The sequence below is a fragment of the Mesorhizobium sp. M0106 genome, from assembly GCF_040322715.1.
Lineage (GTDB): Bacteria > Pseudomonadota > Alphaproteobacteria > Rhizobiales > Rhizobiaceae > Mesorhizobium.
In genome coordinates, this window is record NZ_JAMYUA010000003.1 from 231,986 (window position 1) to 248,138 (window position 16,153).

18 protein-coding genes and 1 pseudogene are annotated in these 16,153 nt (G+C 62.3%); 7 read left to right on the top strand and 12 right to left on the bottom strand.

Translation table 11 applies throughout. The features are described from left to right. Entirely contained in the window at window positions 1–1,800 is a 1,800-nt protein-coding gene (locus tag NKJ55_RS04635; RefSeq protein WP_352448869.1) for an alpha/beta fold hydrolase, read from the bottom strand. Further along, entirely contained in the window at window positions 1,793–2,380 is a 588-nt protein-coding gene (locus NKJ55_RS04640; RefSeq protein WP_352448870.1) for an amino acid synthesis family protein, read from the bottom strand. The genes NKJ55_RS04635 and NKJ55_RS04640 overlap by 8 nt, the downstream gene beginning before the upstream one ends. Window positions 2,381–2,518: 138 nt before the next feature. Here NKJ55_RS04640 and NKJ55_RS04645 point away from each other — a divergent pair, with 138 nt between their 5' ends. Further along, window positions 2,519–3,190, top strand: coding sequence for a GntR family transcriptional regulator (locus NKJ55_RS04645; RefSeq protein ID WP_352448871.1), 672 nt, complete (start codon window positions 2,519–2,521; stop codon window positions 3,188–3,190). Between the two features lie 197 nt (window positions 3,191–3,387). After that, complete coding sequence (dusA, locus tag NKJ55_RS04650; protein WP_352448872.1) at window positions 3,388–4,380, top strand: tRNA dihydrouridine(20/20a) synthase DusA; 993 nt, start codon at window positions 3,388–3,390, stop codon at window positions 4,378–4,380. Between the two features lie 8 nt (window positions 4,381–4,388). Here the strand turns inward: dusA and NKJ55_RS04655 are convergent, their stop codons facing one another. Together NKJ55_RS04655 and NKJ55_RS04660 are read right to left on the bottom strand one after the other, a co-directional pair. Continuing rightward, window positions 4,389–5,093, bottom strand: a complete 705-nt coding sequence (locus NKJ55_RS04655; RefSeq protein WP_352448873.1) for a TIGR02281 family clan AA aspartic protease — start codon at window positions 5,091–5,093, stop codon at window positions 4,389–4,391. A 13-nt stretch (window positions 5,094–5,106) separates the two neighbouring features. Continuing rightward, window positions 5,107–5,340, bottom strand: a complete 234-nt coding sequence (locus NKJ55_RS04660) for a DUF1289 domain-containing protein (protein ID WP_031193575.1) — start codon at window positions 5,338–5,340, stop codon at window positions 5,107–5,109. 197 nt (window positions 5,341–5,537) lie between these two features. On the opposite strand from NKJ55_RS04660, the gene NKJ55_RS04665 reads away from it, so the two are divergent. After that, the gene (locus tag NKJ55_RS04665) at window positions 5,538–6,536 is read left to right on the top strand and encodes a nicotinate-nucleotide--dimethylbenzimidazole phosphoribosyltransferase (RefSeq protein WP_352448874.1); all 999 of its coding nucleotides are present in this window, start codon (window positions 5,538–5,540) and stop codon (window positions 6,534–6,536) included. 4 nt (window positions 6,537–6,540) lie between these two features. Here NKJ55_RS04665 and NKJ55_RS04670 read toward each other — a convergent pair whose 3' ends face one another. Then, a complete protein-coding gene (locus NKJ55_RS04670) occupies window positions 6,541–8,055 on the bottom strand; it encodes a sensor histidine kinase (protein WP_352448875.1) in 1,515 nt (504 codons plus the stop codon). 75 nt (window positions 8,056–8,130) lie between these two features. Here NKJ55_RS04670 and NKJ55_RS04675 point away from each other — a divergent pair, with 75 nt between their 5' ends. The 4 genes from NKJ55_RS04675 to NKJ55_RS04690 all read left to right on the top strand — a co-directional run bounded on the left by NKJ55_RS04675 (window position 8,131) and on the right by NKJ55_RS04690 (window position 10,731). Beyond that, complete coding sequence (locus NKJ55_RS04675) at window positions 8,131–8,754, top strand: thermonuclease family protein (RefSeq protein ID WP_352448876.1); 624 nt, start codon at window positions 8,131–8,133, stop codon at window positions 8,752–8,754. Window positions 8,755–8,795: 41 nt separating this feature from the next. Then, the gene (locus NKJ55_RS04680) at window positions 8,796–9,407 is read left to right on the top strand and encodes a glutathione S-transferase (RefSeq protein ID WP_352448877.1); all 612 of its coding nucleotides are present in this window, start codon (window positions 8,796–8,798) and stop codon (window positions 9,405–9,407) included. 13 nt (window positions 9,408–9,420) lie between these two features. Next, window positions 9,421–10,038 (top strand): uracil-DNA glycosylase family protein, encoded by a 618-nt coding sequence (locus tag NKJ55_RS04685; protein ID WP_502904453.1) that lies wholly within the window; start codon window positions 9,421–9,423, stop codon window positions 10,036–10,038. 201 nt (window positions 10,039–10,239) lie between these two features. Then, window positions 10,240–10,731 (top strand): Lrp/AsnC family transcriptional regulator, encoded by a 492-nt coding sequence (locus NKJ55_RS04690; protein ID WP_023675006.1) that lies wholly within the window; start codon window positions 10,240–10,242, stop codon window positions 10,729–10,731. Window positions 10,732–10,742: 11 nt separating this feature from the next. Here the strand turns inward: NKJ55_RS04690 and NKJ55_RS04695 are convergent, their stop codons facing one another. From NKJ55_RS04695 to NKJ55_RS04725, 7 genes and pseudogenes are all read right to left on the bottom strand, one after another. Further along, window positions 10,743–11,315: a DUF3299 domain-containing protein gene (locus tag NKJ55_RS04695; RefSeq protein WP_352448878.1), complete on the bottom strand. Its 573-nt coding sequence runs from the start codon at window positions 11,313–11,315 to the stop codon at window positions 10,743–10,745. A gap of 62 nt (window positions 11,316–11,377) precedes the next feature. Continuing rightward, the gene (locus NKJ55_RS04700) at window positions 11,378–11,959 is read right to left on the bottom strand and encodes a GNAT family N-acetyltransferase (protein ID WP_352448879.1); all 582 of its coding nucleotides are present in this window, start codon (window positions 11,957–11,959) and stop codon (window positions 11,378–11,380) included. Next, complete coding sequence (locus NKJ55_RS04705) at window positions 11,919–12,623, bottom strand: DNA alkylation repair protein (protein ID WP_254817259.1); 705 nt, start codon at window positions 12,621–12,623, stop codon at window positions 11,919–11,921. The genes NKJ55_RS04700 and NKJ55_RS04705 overlap by 41 nt, the downstream gene beginning before the upstream one ends. A 9-nt stretch (window positions 12,624–12,632) precedes the next feature. Then, a pseudogene (locus NKJ55_RS04710) lies at window positions 12,633–13,508 on the bottom strand (NAD(P)-dependent oxidoreductase); the annotation flags it as partial. 58 nt (window positions 13,509–13,566) lie between these two features. After that, complete coding sequence (locus NKJ55_RS04715; protein ID WP_023675012.1) at window positions 13,567–14,394, bottom strand: ABC transporter permease; 828 nt, start codon at window positions 14,392–14,394, stop codon at window positions 13,567–13,569. Continuing rightward, complete coding sequence (locus tag NKJ55_RS04720; RefSeq protein ID WP_352448880.1) at window positions 14,391–15,104, bottom strand: ABC transporter permease; 714 nt, start codon at window positions 15,102–15,104, stop codon at window positions 14,391–14,393. The genes NKJ55_RS04715 and NKJ55_RS04720 overlap by 4 nt, the downstream gene beginning before the upstream one ends. A gap of 118 nt (window positions 15,105–15,222) precedes the next feature. Further along, complete coding sequence (locus tag NKJ55_RS04725) at window positions 15,223–16,005, bottom strand: ABC transporter substrate-binding protein (protein ID WP_023717637.1); 783 nt, start codon at window positions 16,003–16,005, stop codon at window positions 15,223–15,225. Window positions 16,006–16,153 lie beyond the last annotated feature (148 nt).

The window sequence follows — 16,153 nt, forward strand, 5'->3', positions numbered from 1 at the left end:
TCACCCGCGGCCGGAAAGAGGAATTTGAGAAGGCGAGGGCTTGGCGAGCGGCCGGACTTCGCCTTCGACCTCGTTGCCGACATAGACGCCGAATGCATCTTCCGTACGTTCGCGCGCATAGCGGGCAAGCATCGAACGCACCGCGGGATCGGCGATCTTCAGATCGGCGATCTTCTCGATGTCGACAAGCCGCATCTGGCGATCGTCGGAATAGGATCCCTCGACCGTTCCGCGATAATAAACATGCGTGCGCCAGGGTTCGGCGGCATCGTCCCACACCGCGAACAGGAAGCCGAGCTGGGCGTCTATGGCCCTGGCGGCAAGGCGCCCATTGAGGCTGCGCGCATCGTTGGGCGTGCCCAGTCCGCGCCCCGCAGGCAATTCATAAATCCCGTCGGCCGTTTCGACGAACAGCACACGGCCCTCGTTCTCGAGAATGGCGCCGACCTCCGTATCGGGGGGCGCCGCCGCCAGCGCCTCCTGGCTAAGGCCAGGCGTGACGTAGGTGCCTCTGCAATAACCGAGGGGCTGGGCTCCGTTGTGGCTGAAGTCGCGGACGCGGCCGATGAGGATCGAGTGATCGCCAGCATCGACCAGCTGCTCCATGCCGCAATCGAACACCGCAACGGAGCCGTCGATCAGCGGATTGCCGGTCCGGCCCGGTTGCCAGCTCACGGCCGCGAACTTGTCCGCTGCTTTGGAAGCGAAGATGCCGGAATGGGCCTTCTGGTCCTCTGACAGGATGTTGATGGCGAAACCTCTCGACGTCGAAAAAGCACTGTGCCCCAGCGCCCTCTTGGCGATGCAGACAAGCACCAGCGGCGGCTCGAGTGAGACCGAGGTGAAGGAGTTGGCGGTGAAGCCGCGCGGTTCGCCTTCCACTCCGATCGTTGTGACGATGGTGACGCCGGTCAGGAAGGAGCCGAGCGCGCGCCGGAATTCGCCGCTGTCAAAGACTGCATCCGTCTCCGGCTTCACGCCAGCGTCTCCTGCCGTGTCGAGAAATTCCATGATGTGTTTGGTCACTTTTTCAGGTGAAGCCATTGCCATCATGTGCCTTTCTCCATTGAGCACGAGGCATTGGCCGTGCGGCGCAAGCCTCGCCATCGCCGCCGACATGGCCGGGGTCGAATTGCTGTCCTGCGACCCGGTCATGAACAGGGCCGGCGCGGCAAGACCGGGGAGAGCATCGGCGTGCTCAGCATCGGCATGGGCAAAGAGGCGATAGGTGCGCGCGTAGCCTTCGGGGTCGACCCTTTCAAGGGCGGTGCGCGCTGTGGTGGCCGCCCCGATAAGATTCGCCGGCAGCGGGTCGCCGAACCAGCGGGCGAGCGTAGCCGCAATGGCGGAAGGGTTGCCATGGGTGCCGAGCGCGGCCGCACGCTCGCGTACGGCCTGCGCCAAGGCCGCGGGGCGGCGGAATACCGCATTGAGACAGACGATGGAGCGAACGCGCGAAGGGGTGCGAAGGGCGATCTCCAGAGCGACCAGCGCGCCCATCGAATGGCCAACGATCGACACCGACGCCACGCCAAGATGGTCGAGAAGGCGAACCGCCTGATCGGCGAAATCCGACAGGCTGGCTTCTTCCGGCGGCAGCGGTGAAACGCCGTGGCCGAGCATGTCGATGGCGATCAGGTCATGATGGTCTTTCATCGCCGCGATCTGATCGTGCCAGATCGCGGCGTTCATGCCGACACCGTGAATGAGCAGAACCGGCGCGCCGGAGCCGGCGCGGATGAAGCCGGTGCCGTCCGGAGCCGTGTCTCGGACCCATGCGGCGGCAGCGACGTCAGCCATGCAGGTCTCCGACCTCCTTGAGGTCCTGATAGCGATCGCCGATACGATGGTGCGGGCGGCCGCCAATCGAAGCGCCAAGCGCCACCACCAGCTCGTCGGGCGCGGGCGCGTCGCCGATCTGGAAATGTACGGTCAGATAGTGGGAGCGGCGGCCTTCGTCGTTCTTGTCCATCAGCGGGATCATGATCGGGGTGTTCGGCCCTCCGCGCAGATTGGTGAAGGCGAGATAGGTCTTGGCGCCGACCGCGCGACGGTAATGGTTGCCGAAATGCAGCGTATGGATCAGCGCCGATGCATGCTCGATCTCGCCCGCCGTGCCGCAGACCGCGGCCTTGCCATAACCCTCTATCGCCTCGCCGGAGCCGGCAACGGCGATAATCTCGCGGGTCAGCAGTTCGCCGAGGACGGGAGCAATGACGCGGATCTCCGGCGACAGGTCGTCGGTGAAACCGCGGCCCGCCCAAGGGTTTGTCAGCACGGCGGCGACGCCGATCAGGCGCAACGGTTTTGGGGCTTCCTTGCCGCCCTCGATTAACGTGTTCTCGATGTAAGTGACGATCTTTCGAATGGCTGGTTTCATGAAGTCCTCGGTCGCCACGGCGCTGTGCAGCGCCGAAATCTTTACGCCATCTTATGGTATACCATACTATGGAGCACCAGAAGTCTTGTCAATCGGCTATGGAATCTGTTTTGTGGCCGGATTGGATGGGGAGAGAAAATGTCAGGCGATACGCTGCGGATCGACCGCTCTGCCAAGACGCTGAGGACGCTGGCGCTGGAGCGCATGCGTGAAGCGATCATGGGCTTCCATTTCCAGCCTGGTGAAAGGCTGGTCGAGCGGCCGCTATGCGATCAGCTCGGGGTGAGCCGTTCCGTCGTGCGCGAGGTGCTGCGGCAGCTGGAGGCGGAAGGCCTGGTGCAGATGATACCGGGCCACGGACCCGCCGTGGCCAAGCCGGATCTCGGCCGCACCGACGAAATCTATGAATTGCGGGCGCTGCTCGAGGGTATCGCGGCGCGGGCTTGCGCCTTAACGGCCACGGACGCGCAGATCGCTTTGCTCGATGCCGCCTTGACGAACCTGCTTGAGGCGTGGGCGTCCGGTGCGCCTGTCGAGGTGATGCGGGCAACGACCAAGTTCTACGAAACGCTGTTCGAGGCGGCGGACAAGCGCATTGCCTGGGAAATCGTGACGGGGCTGAATGTCCGCATCAACCAGCTCCGCTCAATGACGATCGCGTCGGAGAACCGCCGCGAGCCGGCGATCGCCGAAATGACCGAAATCATGGATGCAATCCGGTCGCGCAGGCCGGACGAGGCGGAGGAGGCGGCGCGGCGGCATGTCGAATCCGCGTGGCAGATCGCCCGCAACACGCTTCGCCTTGGCTGACTGGTATGCCGCCGGCGGTCCATCGTTCCACGGCAAGGCATCTAACTGGTGCGTACAGTGACATGTGTAACATGCCAATTTGCTTTCAGTTGCGGCGGCAAAATCGTATATCGGGTTAGCTGGGTGTGCATCTCTTGCCAAATTGCTCTGTCATTCGAACGGAGTATCGGACGGACTGAGACAGAAAAAATAGTAAAATGAATATGTTACGCCACAAAGTTGCCGTGGCGCCGATGATGGATTGGACGGACCGGCACTGCCGGTTCTTCCATCGCCAGCTGACGCGCGAGGCGCTGCTCTACACCGAGATGGTGGTGGCCGATGCGGTCATCCACGGCGCACGCGAGCGGCTGCTCGGCTTCGACGACAGCGAACGTCCGGTGGCGCTGCAACTCGGCGGCGCCGATCCGGGAAAGCTGGCCGAGGCGGCGCGCATCGGCGAAGCCTTCGGCTATAATGAAATCAACCTCAATATCGGCTGCCCGTCCGACCGCGTCCAGTCGGGCACCTTCGGCGCCTGCCTGATGAAGACGCCCGTGCTCGTCGCGGATTGCGTCGCGGCAATGAAGGCGGCGGTGAAAATACCGGTTACCGTCAAGTGCCGCATCGGCGTCGATGAGCAGGATCCGGAACCGGCACTCGATGCGTTGGCCGATGGTGTTTTCGCGGCCTGCGCCGACGCGCTGTGGGTGCACGCCCGCAAGGCCTGGCTGGAAGGACTGAGCCCAAAGGAAAATCGTGACATCCCACCGCTCGACTATGGCCGCGTCTATCGGCTGAAAGCCAGAAAACAAAACAAATTCATCGGCATCAATGGCGGCATTCAATCTCTCGCAGAGGCGCTGACGCACCTCGACCATGTCGATGGCGCCATGCTCGGCCGCGCCGCCTATCACACGCCAGGGATACTGACCGGCATCGATGCCGCGTTTTACGGCAGCACAGCTGAGTCGTTCGATTTTGCCGCACTGATCGATGCCATGGCGGATTACGCGTCACGCCATATCGAGCAGGGCGGACGCCTCGGGCATGTCACCCGGCACATGGTCGGGCTGTTTCACGGCCTGCCCGGTGCACGCCGCTACCGGCAGATCCTCTCCACCAAGGCGACACGGCCGGGTGCCAGAGCGGAGGTGCTGAAGTCAGCCTTCGCAGAGGTCGATTTCGGCCGGACCGCAGAGGCGGCCTGAGGAAAAACTTAATCCCGCAAAATCATGCGATCGCCACGGACGTCGAAGCCCGATAGCGAGCCGATGAAATTCATGCCGAGAAGGCTCTGGCCGAGCGTGCCTGGTGCGGCGATCATGATGGGCATGTCCTTGCGCACGATGCCGCCGATCGACAGTTCGTCGGTTCGCACCGCCGCCGCGCGTGTCATGCCGTTGGCGGTAGAGATCGGTATGGTGAAGCGGAGAGCCGCCGAATTGAACCCGACCGCCAGAGCGTCCTCGGCGGTCAGCACGGTGCTGGTCGCGCCGGTATCGACAACCGTCAGGATCGGCGTGCCGTTGATCGTGACGCGCGCTTCGAAATGGCCGCTGCCGGCCTTGTCCAGGGTGACGGTGGCATGGCCTTCTTCCACGCCCAGCGCCAGCGGACTGCCGGGAACAAGGCCGGCGGTGACGCGGCTGGCGAAATCCTGCAACTCATAGCGGTACTGATAGCCGGCGATCAGCGCCAGCACGATGGCACCCCAGGCGCCGAGGCTGCGGGCCATGGTGCCCAACGGCCTGCCCGATCTGAGCAGGCCGGCGCCGACGAGTGCCGCTAAGGCGCCAAGCCAGATCAACTGGCTGAAATCGTAATTCTCAATGCCGAACGTACTGCCGGCGGAATCGTTGAGCATGAGCAGGAGCACACCCGCCCCGATCGCGACGATCAGAATCCACAACAGTCGGTTCATCTCTGCGGCCGGTTCACGAGAGGGCGTCGCGTTCGCGTGCCATGCGGCTGCGACGGGTTTCCCGGCGGGGGCGTCGCTCGACCGTTTCCAGCCTTGCCGGCAGCTCGGCCATGACGCTGCGGCGGGTTTGCGGGGTCATGTCGATCCAGGCGGCGATTTCCTCGCGCGTGCGCCCGCAACCGAAACAGAAGCCGGTTTTCATATCGATCGAGCAGACCAGGATGCACGGGGATTCAATGGCCGTCATAAGGATTTCCTTGGCTAGCCTCCACATGGTGCAACGACAAAGTCAATGCAAGCCCTCCGGGAAGCGCCGCCAACGAATGCTTTCGCGTCAATACCGCCAAGTTGTACCAGGCCTGGAGGTTGTGCCGGCTTGAGGTTGTGCCGGCTGGCCAAGGCGGCTATGCCGCTCACCAATTCACACGGACGATTGCCATCGACATGACCAGCGCGCTGCCTTTCGACGATTTTCGCGACCTTCTGGTGAGCCTGCCGCCGGCAGATATGGCGGCCAAGGCCCGCGTGCGCCAGTTGTTTGCCAAGGCAGACAAGCCCAAAGGCTCGCTTGGCCGCATCGAGGACATCGCCGCCTGGCTTGCCGGGTGGAGCGGCCGCGCGCCGCCGGCGGTGACGCGGCCATTGGTGGCGATCTTTGCCGGCAATCATGGCGTCACCCGCCACGGCATTTCGCCGCGCCCCGCCGCCGCCACGGCAAATGCAGTCGAGCTCTGCGCCGCCGGCGGTGCAGCAATCAACCAGATCTGCATCGCCAACGATCTCGGCTTGAAGGTGTTCGATCTGGCTCTGCACATTCCGACAGCCGACATTACCGAGGATGCGGCACTGGACCAGCGCGGTTGTGCCGCTACCATGGCCTTCGGCATGGAAGCGATTGCCGGCGGCACCGACCTGCTTTGCCTTGGCGACCTCGGCGTCGGCAATTCGACTGTCGCCGCGGCCCTTTGCACGGCACTGTTCGGCGGCACCAGCGCCGACTGGGTCGGCCCTGGATCAGGGGCGGACGCGGCGATGCAGAAGCGCAAGGCGGAGGTGGTCGATGCCGCGGTCGCGTTGCACGGCGCGAGCCTCAAGGACCCGCTGGAAGCGCTGCGCCGGGTCGGCGGGCGGGAATTCGCCGCGATCTGCGGCGCCATTCTGGCGGCGCGGATGCAGAAGATCCCGGTGCTGCTCGATGGGTTTGCGGTGACTGCCGCCGCTGGTGTCCTACATACCGCCAACCCCGCGGCGCTCGATCATTGTCTCCTCGCAAGCCTGTCGCCGGAGTCTGGCCATGCCAAGGCCGCCGAGCGCCTCGGCCTTCGCCCGCTGCTCGATCTGGGCGTCAGTCAAGGCGAGGGGGTAGGGGCGGCGCTTGCCGCTGGGCTGGTCAAGGCCGCCGCGCTGACCAGCGCCGGCATGGCAGCCGCGGTCCGCGGTTAAGCATTCAGCGCCGGCGCGAGGCAACCGCCTTGGTCGGCAGCGCCGGCAGTTCCTCCATCACCCGGCTCAGCGGGAAGATGGCGATCGCCTCGGTGCCTTCGCGTAGCCTGGAATGGAGCTGGAATTCGCCACCATGCATGGCCAGCAAGCCTTGCACGATCGGCAGGCCAAGCCCGGTGCCCTGTTCGGCGCTCTTGATGGCGATCGAGCCCTGGCCGAAGGCCGAAAGCACGATCGGAATCTCGTCTTCCGGTATGCCCGGCCCATTGTCCTTGACGGAGAGATATTGCCCGCCGCCCGCCGTCCAGCCGACGCGCACGCGGATTTCGCCGCCGGTGGCGGTGAACTTGATGGCATTGGACAACAGATTGAGCGCAATCTGCCGCACCGCGCGTTCGTCGGCGAACAAGCGCGGCAAGGCGTTTTCGAAATCCTGGACGATGCGGATGTCCTTGTTGCGCGCCTTCAGCTCCATCATGTGGCAGCAATCCTCGACGACGGAGAGCAGCATCATCGGCTCCTCGTTGAGCTGGTAGCGGCCCGCTTCGATGCGCGACAAATCGAGAATTTCGTTGATCAGGTCGAGCAGATGCTGTCCGGAGTCGTGCACGTCACGGGCATAGTCGCGATAGGTCGGGTTGCTCATCGGGCCGAGCACCTCGTTGGCCATCACTTCGGAAAAGCCGAGAATGGCATTGAGCGGTGTGCGCAGTTCGTGGCTCATCGAGGCCAGGAAACGCGATTTCGCCAGATTGGCGTCTTCCGCCCGCCGCCGTGCCTCGTCCGACATCGATTTCGCCGTCTCCAGTTCGGCGATCAGCGCATCCTTCTCGGAGCGGAACGACAGCAGCATCAGCGAGGAACGGTTGAGCTGGCGCGCTACATAGGCGAAGAAAGGCAACGAGGCGATCAGCAAGCCTGCCATGATCACTTCGACCGGCATCCATAATTTCGCACTGGCATAAGCATAGATGGCGACCGGGAGCGCGAAGGTCGCCAACAGCGCACCGCGCAGGGACGAGGCCAGGATCGCGGTTGCCGACATGGCGAGCAGCAGCACCACCGCCTTGGCGACCTGGAACTGATCCATTTGGCAAGTTTCGCAGCCGAGCCATGCGAACCAGGCCCAGCCAAGCCCGCACAGAAAATGGCCGATCAGGAAATCCCTATGCGTTTCCAGCGGGTTGAGCTCGGACGCTTGAGTGACGCGTCTGGCCATGAATGCAACGATGGTATAGCAGATGAATGTGAACAGCGCCCAGACGCCGATCTCCTTGCCGATGCCCGCGAACAAGCCTGCCGCGGCCGTTGCCAGGACGAGCAGCGGAATGACGATCACGCCGCCGGTCATCGAAAGCGCGTGGAGCTTCAACAGCTCGCGGTCGAAGTCGGGATTTCCGGCTTGCTGCGAAAGACGGTCGCGCGTCTTGCGCACCGCGCGCGCGACATCGCTGTTGCGATGGCGTTTCCTGCGGTCCACAATAAACTTGTCTGCCATGGTCGAGCGTTGCAGGGGCATGAAGTCTTCAATTTACGCGGGCAGCAATTTCAAATCGTTAAGCTACGTTCGAATGATTAACCAACGGTTTGCCATATGAGCCGTTCGTGGTCGCGATGGTCGCGCCAGCGATACTATGCGCCACGTCCGCGAAGCCTGTGGCGCCGACTAATGGACTATGGGCTGACACTCATCGTGCTCGGCCTGGCGATCCTCCTGGCGGCGCGCCTCGACCGGATCGAGACGCGCAAGACGGAAGGCGCGGCCACCGTCAATGACGGCGATAGCATCACGCTCGGCAGCGAGCGCATCCGCATGCGTGGCATCGACGCGCCGGAATATTCGCAGATCTGCCGCAAGGACGGTGCCGACTATCCTTGCGGCAAGCTCGCGCGGCAGTCCCTGGTGCGGTTGATCGCCGGCAAAGCCGTCTCCTGCCGCGGCTGGCAGCGCGACCGCTACGGCAGGCTGCTCGGCGACTGCAAGGCCGGCGGCAAGGATCTCAACCGTGCGCAGGTCGAGGCCGGCTGGGTGGTCGCCTTTGGCGATTTCGAGACCGAGGAAGCTGCTGCGCGCGCGGGCAAAGCCGGCATCTGGGCCGGAACTTTCGACGAGCCGAAGGATTGGCGCGAGAGCCACGGCCACGAGCTGGTCGAAAGAAAGCACAGCACCTTGGCGTCGATCGGCGATGCCTTGCGCGAAATTTTTCGCTTCTGGTGAGCTGTGCCTATAGTTCATCGAGACGGACGAGGAGGATAGAGATGAAGCTGTTCGACGGCGGGCGCGCGCCCAATCCACGTCGGGTTCGGATTTTTTTGGCCGAAAAGGGACTTCAGGTTCCGCTGGTGCCCGTCGACATGGGCGCGCTGGAGCACAAAGAGCAGCCGGTCAGCTCGCGCAATCCGCTGAAGCGTCTGCCGGTGCTCGAGCTCGATGATGGCACAGTCATCACCGAATCCGTCGCAATCTGTCGTTACTTCGAGGAACTGCACCCCGAGCCGGCTTTGTTCGGGCATGGGGCGCTCGGCAAGGCAATCGTCGAGATGTGGCAAAGACGTGTGGAGTTCAATCTGTTCGGCTGCGTCGCCGCGGCGTTCCGGCATATCCACCCCGCAATGAGGGAATGGGAGATCCCGCAAATCCCCGAATGGGGCGAGGTCAACAAGCCGAAGGCGATCGAATTCCTGAGATTTCTGGACACTGAGCTCGCCAGCAGGGAATTCGTCGCCGGCGATGCCTATTCGATCGCCGACATCACCGGGCTGGTCGCCATCGACTTCATGAAGCCGGCTCGCATCAAGGTACCCGAAGAGTGCACCAACGTGCTGCGCTGGTATCGAGAAATCTCCAGCCGGCCGAGTGCCGCCGCCTGACAATGAGTTCCGAATGACCGAAGAGTTGGAAGCCCTGGCGGCGAGGGTACGCGCCTGCCGCATCTGCGTCGATAAGCCGGCCGCCAGGCCGCTGCCGCACCAACCGCGGCCCGTGCTCAGGCCATCTTCGAGTGCGCGTATCCTGATCGCCAGCCAGGCGCCGGGTACCAAGGTTCACATCATAGGCATGCCGTTCACCGACGCCTCCGGCGACCGGCTGCGAAGCTGGCTGGGCGTCGGCAGCGAGGAATTTTACGACACGGACAAATTCGCCATCGTGCCGATGGGCTTTTGCTTTCCCGGTCAGGACGCCAGGGGCGCCGACCTGCCGCCGCGCCGCGAATGTGCGCCGGCCTGGCGCACATCGCTGATGGCGCTGATGCCGCAAGTCGATATGGTGCTGACGATCGGCATCTACGCGCAAAGCTGGCATATGGGCGCGGCGCGCCGTCCCTCGCTGACGGAAACGGTCATGGATTGGCGTGCCATCTGGGCGGCGGCGACCGACCCGAAAGTCCTGCCGCTGCCGCACCCGTCCTGGCGCAACACCGGCTGGCTGAAGCGCAATCCATGGTTTGAAATGGATTTGCTGCCCTTTCTGAGATCGGAAATCCGCTATCGCCTCGGCTAGGCATTCAGCAAGAAATCACTCGCTTTCGCGCTATCCAACAGAATTTCTTTCTTGTAAAAGGCCATGATAAGAGGGATTATGGTAATCCATTCCTCGAAGCGCGCCGCGCATGAGGGGACGCGCGTTAAATTCTTGTTTTTATGCATGTCGTTGTGCCAAGGCCGCTGCGCACTTGGACGACTTGCATCAGGGGAGCACCCAATGGACCGCCTTGATAGAAAAATTCTCCGCCTGCTGCAGGAGGATGCGACGCTTGCAGTCGCCGACGTCGCCAAGAAGGTGGGCCTGTCGACGACGCCGTGCTGGCGGCGCATCCAGAAGCTCGAGGAAGAGGGCGTCATCAAGCGGCGCGTCGCCATCCTCGATCATGAAAAGGTCAATGTGCGGGTCACGGTGTTCGTCTCGATCCGCACCAATTCGCACAGCCATGAATGGCTGCGGCGCTTTTCGGAGGTCATCCAGGAATTCCCAGAAGTGGTCGAATTCTATCGCATGAGCGGCGACGTCGACTATCTCTTGCGCGTCGTGGTGCCCGATATCGCCGCCTACGACGCCTTCTACAAGCGGCTGATCGCCAAGATCGAGATCCGCGACGTGTCGTCTTCCTTCGCCATGGAGCAGATCAAATATACGACCGAGATGCCGCTGGATTACATGATGCTCGACAAGGAGTCCGGCGCCAACGCCGCCTGAGGTTCTTCTGTTTAGTTCTTCTTTTTGTTAAGGAAAGTCCAGGGCGAGTTGACCGGCAGCGTGATCGTGTCCGGCACGGTGTCGACGTTAATCACCTCGGCCTTGCGCACGGTGTAGCCCGACTGGATGACACTGACGCCGTCGAGGATGAAAAGCTGGCTCTTCTCCATGCCCGGCTGCAATGCGCCGGTCACCGAAACCGGCTGGTAGGCCTCGGACATCCTGTAAGGGTGTGCAGGCGTGACGAGGACGATCTGGTTGGGCGGCGGCGTCGGCATGTGGCTGCAGGCTCCCGTCCACGGCACCAGCAGGAACTGGTAGACGAGATCGCCGTCGCGATCGACTGGCAGCGCATAGCCCGCGAGTTGCACGGTCTTGTCCTGCAAGTCGAGTGAGAGCGTCTCGCCACGATCCGGCATTTTGGCCGCGATCATCGGCAGTCCGACGCTTTCGGCGGCTGCCTGGGTAGCCGGGCGCAGATCCTTCCAGAAAATGTGCATGGTTCCGGCGGAAGCGCTTGCCGCGATCGCGGACGCCAACAAGGCAGTTGCTATGATCGTGCCTGATTTAAAACGGTTGCTCATCGCTGCTCCGCCGTTGAGCCTTGATCTGCGAACATCAAGTAAAGCTGCCGCTGCCTCACAGGTCAACGCTCAAGCCGCATCACATGCCGGCGCGAGCCGGTCATGCCGATCTCGCGAAAGCCGCGGGCGACGAACATGTCGCGAAAACCCATGAAGCTGTAGCTCGGCGAAGCCTGGTCGACGGGATAGGCTTCGATCGTCCTGGCGCCTTTGGCAAAGGCGTGATCGATGGCCGCGTCGAGCAATGCGCTTGCCAGCCCGCCGCCGCGCAACGCTCTCGGCACAAAGAAGCAGACGATCGACCAGATGCCCATCTCGCTATCGTCCTGCTGCCGTGACAGCTTGCGGTAGGTCTCCCGCGGCGCGATCGAGCACCAGCCGACGGTCCGGCCATCGATCTGGGCGACAATGCCGACTGGCGTGCCGGCGTCGATCAGCGTCATCATCGCGCGTTTCTTCTCGTCGTTCTCGACGTGCTCGCGGCGGTCGAGATTGCGCCAAGCCATACACCAGCAGTATTTCGGCCGGCCGGGTTGCTCGAACAGGTTTTCGAAATCGGCGCGCGTCGATTGCGTCACCTCCGTGAAGCGCACTTCGCTCAGGTCAAGCTTTTCTGGCGGCGAGCCGCTCGAGCGTCTTGGCATCGGAAAGTTCCTTCACGGCGTCCTTGCCGATCCAGCGTGCGGTCCTGTCTGTCGAGGCCGCCAGTTTTAGCGCCACGGCAAGGGCAGGGCCGTGCAAATTCATCGATCGCTTGCCGATCGAACGAAGCGCCCAGTTCACGGCCTTCTTCACAAAATTGCGGCCGTCGGTCGCATGCGCTTCGATGATCGGCAGGAATTCGAGGAAGGTCGTCTCGGGTTCCTTCTTCCGGTGGACCACCGACCAGGCCATCATCGCAAAAGCCGTGCGTCGAACGAATTCCCGTTCGTCGACCGCGAATTCGGCGATCAATTCCTTCCAGCAATCCGTATCGACAAAGAGATCGGAGACCCCGTCGACGATATCCCACGAGTCGAAAGTCGCCGCCCATCGTCTTGCATCCGCGGCGGAGAACCGCTCCGGATCGGCTGTCACGGAAGCGATGAACTGCGCCTCCATGATGCCTGTCTGCCAAAGCTCGAAGGCACGCTCATGGTTGCGCTTGATTTTCTTGGCAATCTGCCGCTGCACGCCATGCGAGATACCGAGCGCACGTTCGATCTTGATGCCGTAGCGCAGCATGCCAAGTCGATTTTCCTCTGAGGCGATCGAGCGCAGATGAGCGACGATTTCATCGGCGCTGGATTGAGGCGAAAGCTCGGCCACGGTGAAATCCTATTTCTCCAGCCGCGCCAGCAGCGAGGACGTGTCCCAGCGCTTGCCGCCCATCGCCTGCACGTCCTTGTAGAACTGGTCGACAAGTGCCGTCACCGGCAGTTTGGCGCCGTTGCGGTCGGCCTCGGCGAGGCAGATGCCAAGATCCTTGCGCATCCAGTCGACGGCGAAGCCGAAATCATATTTGCCGGCATTCATCGTCTTGTGGCGGTTCTCCATCTGCCAGGAACCGGCGGCGCCCTTGGAGATAACCTCGATTACCTTTTCGATGTCGAGCCCGGCCTGCTTGCCGAAGTGGATACCTTCGGCCAGTCCCTGAACGAGGCCGGCGATGCAGATCTGGTTGATCATCTTGGTGAGCTGGCCAGCCCCTGCCGGTCCGATCAACCCGACCATGCGGGCATAAGCATCTATGACTGGCTTGGCCCTGTCGAAGGCGTCAGGCTCGCCGCCGACCATCACGGTCAGCATGCCGTTCTCGGCGCCTGCCTGACCGCCGGAGACCGGGGCGTCGAGGAACGAAAACCCGAGCGCTTGCGCGTGCTGTGCCAGTTCGCGCGCGACCTCGGCCGATGCCGTTGTGTTGTCGATGAAGATGGCGCCTTTCTTCATGGAATTGAAGGCGCCTTCGGCACCGGTCGTCACCGAGCGCAGATCGTCGTCATTGCCGACGCAGGAAAAGACGAAATCCTTGCCCGCGGCCGCCTCTGCTGGTGTCGCGGCGAAGCTGCCGCCATGCTGGGCGACCCACTGCTCGGCCTTGGCCCTGGTGCGGTTGTAGACGGTGACGTCGTGACCGCCCTTGTTCTTGAGATGTCCGGCCATCGAATAGCCCATGACGCCAAGACCAAGAAATGCCACCGAAGCCATGTTTTCGAATCCCTTAGAAGCCTGCTTTGCGGTCTTCTTACCGGATCAGGCAAGGCGATGGGAGTCAGCGGTGTAGATGGATGGTGATGCGCCGTTCGATCCACTCGACGCCGTGGCGCAATGTTTCCACGATGATCAGATAGATGATCGCCGCCCAGATATACGACTGAAAGTCGAAGGTGCGCGCATAGGTGAGCCGGGTGATGCCCATCAAATCGTAGACCGTGATGATGGCTACGATTGCCGAGCCCTTGATCATCAGGATGATCTCGTTGCCATACGGGCGCAACGCGACGATCAGCGCCTGCGGCAGGATGATCTTCCACATCGTCTGCAGTTTGTGCAGGCCGAGCGAGGCGGCACCTTCCCACTGGCCCCTCGGCACGCTCTCGATTGCGCCACGCAAAATCTCGGCCTGGTACGCGGCCGTATTCAGCGAAAAGGCGAAGATCGCGCAGTTGAACGCTTCGCGGAAGAAGCCCCACAGTCCGACCATCTCGAGCTCCGGCCGGAAGGAGCCGACCCCATAGTAGACCAGGAAGGTCTGCGCCAACAGCGGCGTGCCGCGAAAGAAATAGACATAGGCATAGGCGAACCCCGAAAGGATCGGGTTCTTCGACATGCGTGCATAGGCGATCGGCACCGACAGGATCGCGCCAAGCACAATCGAGATGGCAACCAGCAACAGGGTGATGCCGAGGCCGGATATGTAGCCGGGTGCATATTTCTGGAAGAACTCCGGGTTCCACGCAGCGACCAGGTAGACGACCATGCCAATGCCGAGAGCGATCCACAGGCCGACCAGGACATGGCCGAGGATGCGTTGGCGCGACCAGCCGCGTGCGGGCGGCGGCGGCCGGTCGACCTTCAGCGTGTCGGTGGCAAGGCTCATCTCTTGACCTCGCTGCCGCCGACCGCTCGTTCGATCGCCTTGATGCCGAAGGAGGAGACGATCGCCAGCAGGAGATAGATGAGGCCGGCAAAACCGTAAAACAGGAAGGCATGCTTGGTGACGCGCGCGGCAACCCCGCTCTGCCGGAGGATCTCGTTGAGGCCGACGGCCGAGACGAGCGCGGTGTCCTTGAGCAGGATAAGCCAGAGATTGGCAAGTCCGGGCAACGCGATGCGGATCAACTGCGGCAGCACGATCAGCCGCATCGTCTGGCCGCTGGACAGGCCAACCGAATAGCCTCCCTCATATTGCCCTTTTGGAATGGCGCGGAAGGCGGATAAAAACACCTCGCTGGAATAAGAGGAAAAAATGAAGCAGAGCGCGATCATGCCGGCGACGAAGCTGTTGACGTCGGCGGAGGTGCCGGTGCTCACCAGCCGGACAATGTACTGCAGGATCAATGGGATGCCGAAGAAGATCAGAAACAGGGTGAGCAGCTCGGGTATTCCGCGAAAAATCGTGGTGTAGATGTTCCCGGCCAGTCTCAGCGACGGCTCTTCCGACTGTTTGGCCAGCGCCACGAAAAAGCCGAGCGTCAGCCCGAAGGGCAGAGTGGCCAGCGCAAGACATACTGTGACAAACACACCCGCGGCGATGTCGTCGAGCCAGCCTTCGGGTCCCCAACTGAGAAGCGTCAGTGCGCTCTGCATCCGCCTGCCTGTTCTCCTTAAGGCTCTTTGAGACCCGTGCCGCGTCACCCCTCGTGCGCGGCATCCTTATAAGAACGGCGGGAATCTCCCGCCGTTCACGTCCTCCTATGTCGGTCGATCAGGACTCGCCGCCATAAACGTCATATTTGAAGTATTTGTCGTTGATTTCCTTGTACTTTCCGTTTGCTCGGATGGCGTCGATCGCCGCATTGAACTGGTTGACCAGATCGGTCTCGCCCTTGCGCACGGCAATGCCGGCGCCCGGACCGTGGATTTCGATAACCGGCTTGATTGTGCCGACCAGCTTGCAGCAGGCGCCGTCCGGCGAATCCAGCCATTGCTGCAGCACGACGATGTCGTCATTGGCGGCATCGAGCCGGCCATTGGCCAGATCGAGCTGGTATTCCTGTGCGGTCGGGTACGGCTTGACGGTGCTGTCGGTATAAGTCTTGGTCGAATAGTTGAAATGCGTGGTGGACGCCTGCACGCCGATCGTCTTGCCGGCCAAATCTTCCTTGGTGACACCCTTGATGTCGGTGTCCTTGGGGGCGGCGATCGCCGGCGGCGTATTGTAATATTTGTGGGTGAAGTCGACCTTCTCGGCGCGTTCCGGCGTGATCGACATCGACGCGACGATGGCGTCGAACTTGCCTGCCTGAAGGGCGGGAATGATGCCGTCCCAGTCCTGCGCGACAAAGGTGCACTTCACCTTCATCTCGTCGCAGAGCGCCTTGGCAATGTCGATGTCGAAGCCTACGAGCTGGCCGTCGGCTGTCAGATTGTTGAATGGGGGATAGGCTCCCTCGGTGCCGATCCTCAAGGTCTTTTCCTGAGCCTGGGCAACGCCAAGCGTCAGCAGCGCAGCCGAAGCGGCAAGCGCGATACGCAGTGCAATACGCATAATGGTCCTCTCTGTTGGTCCCGGCCGTCGTTCCCGAACGGCTCTGTGGGCGGTGCTTTTGACCGCCCGCTGATGCGATACTCCCATTCTTTCCCAAGAAAAAGCAACTGCAAAACCGTCGCTTGAGGGAAGGTCATGTTCAGAAAGC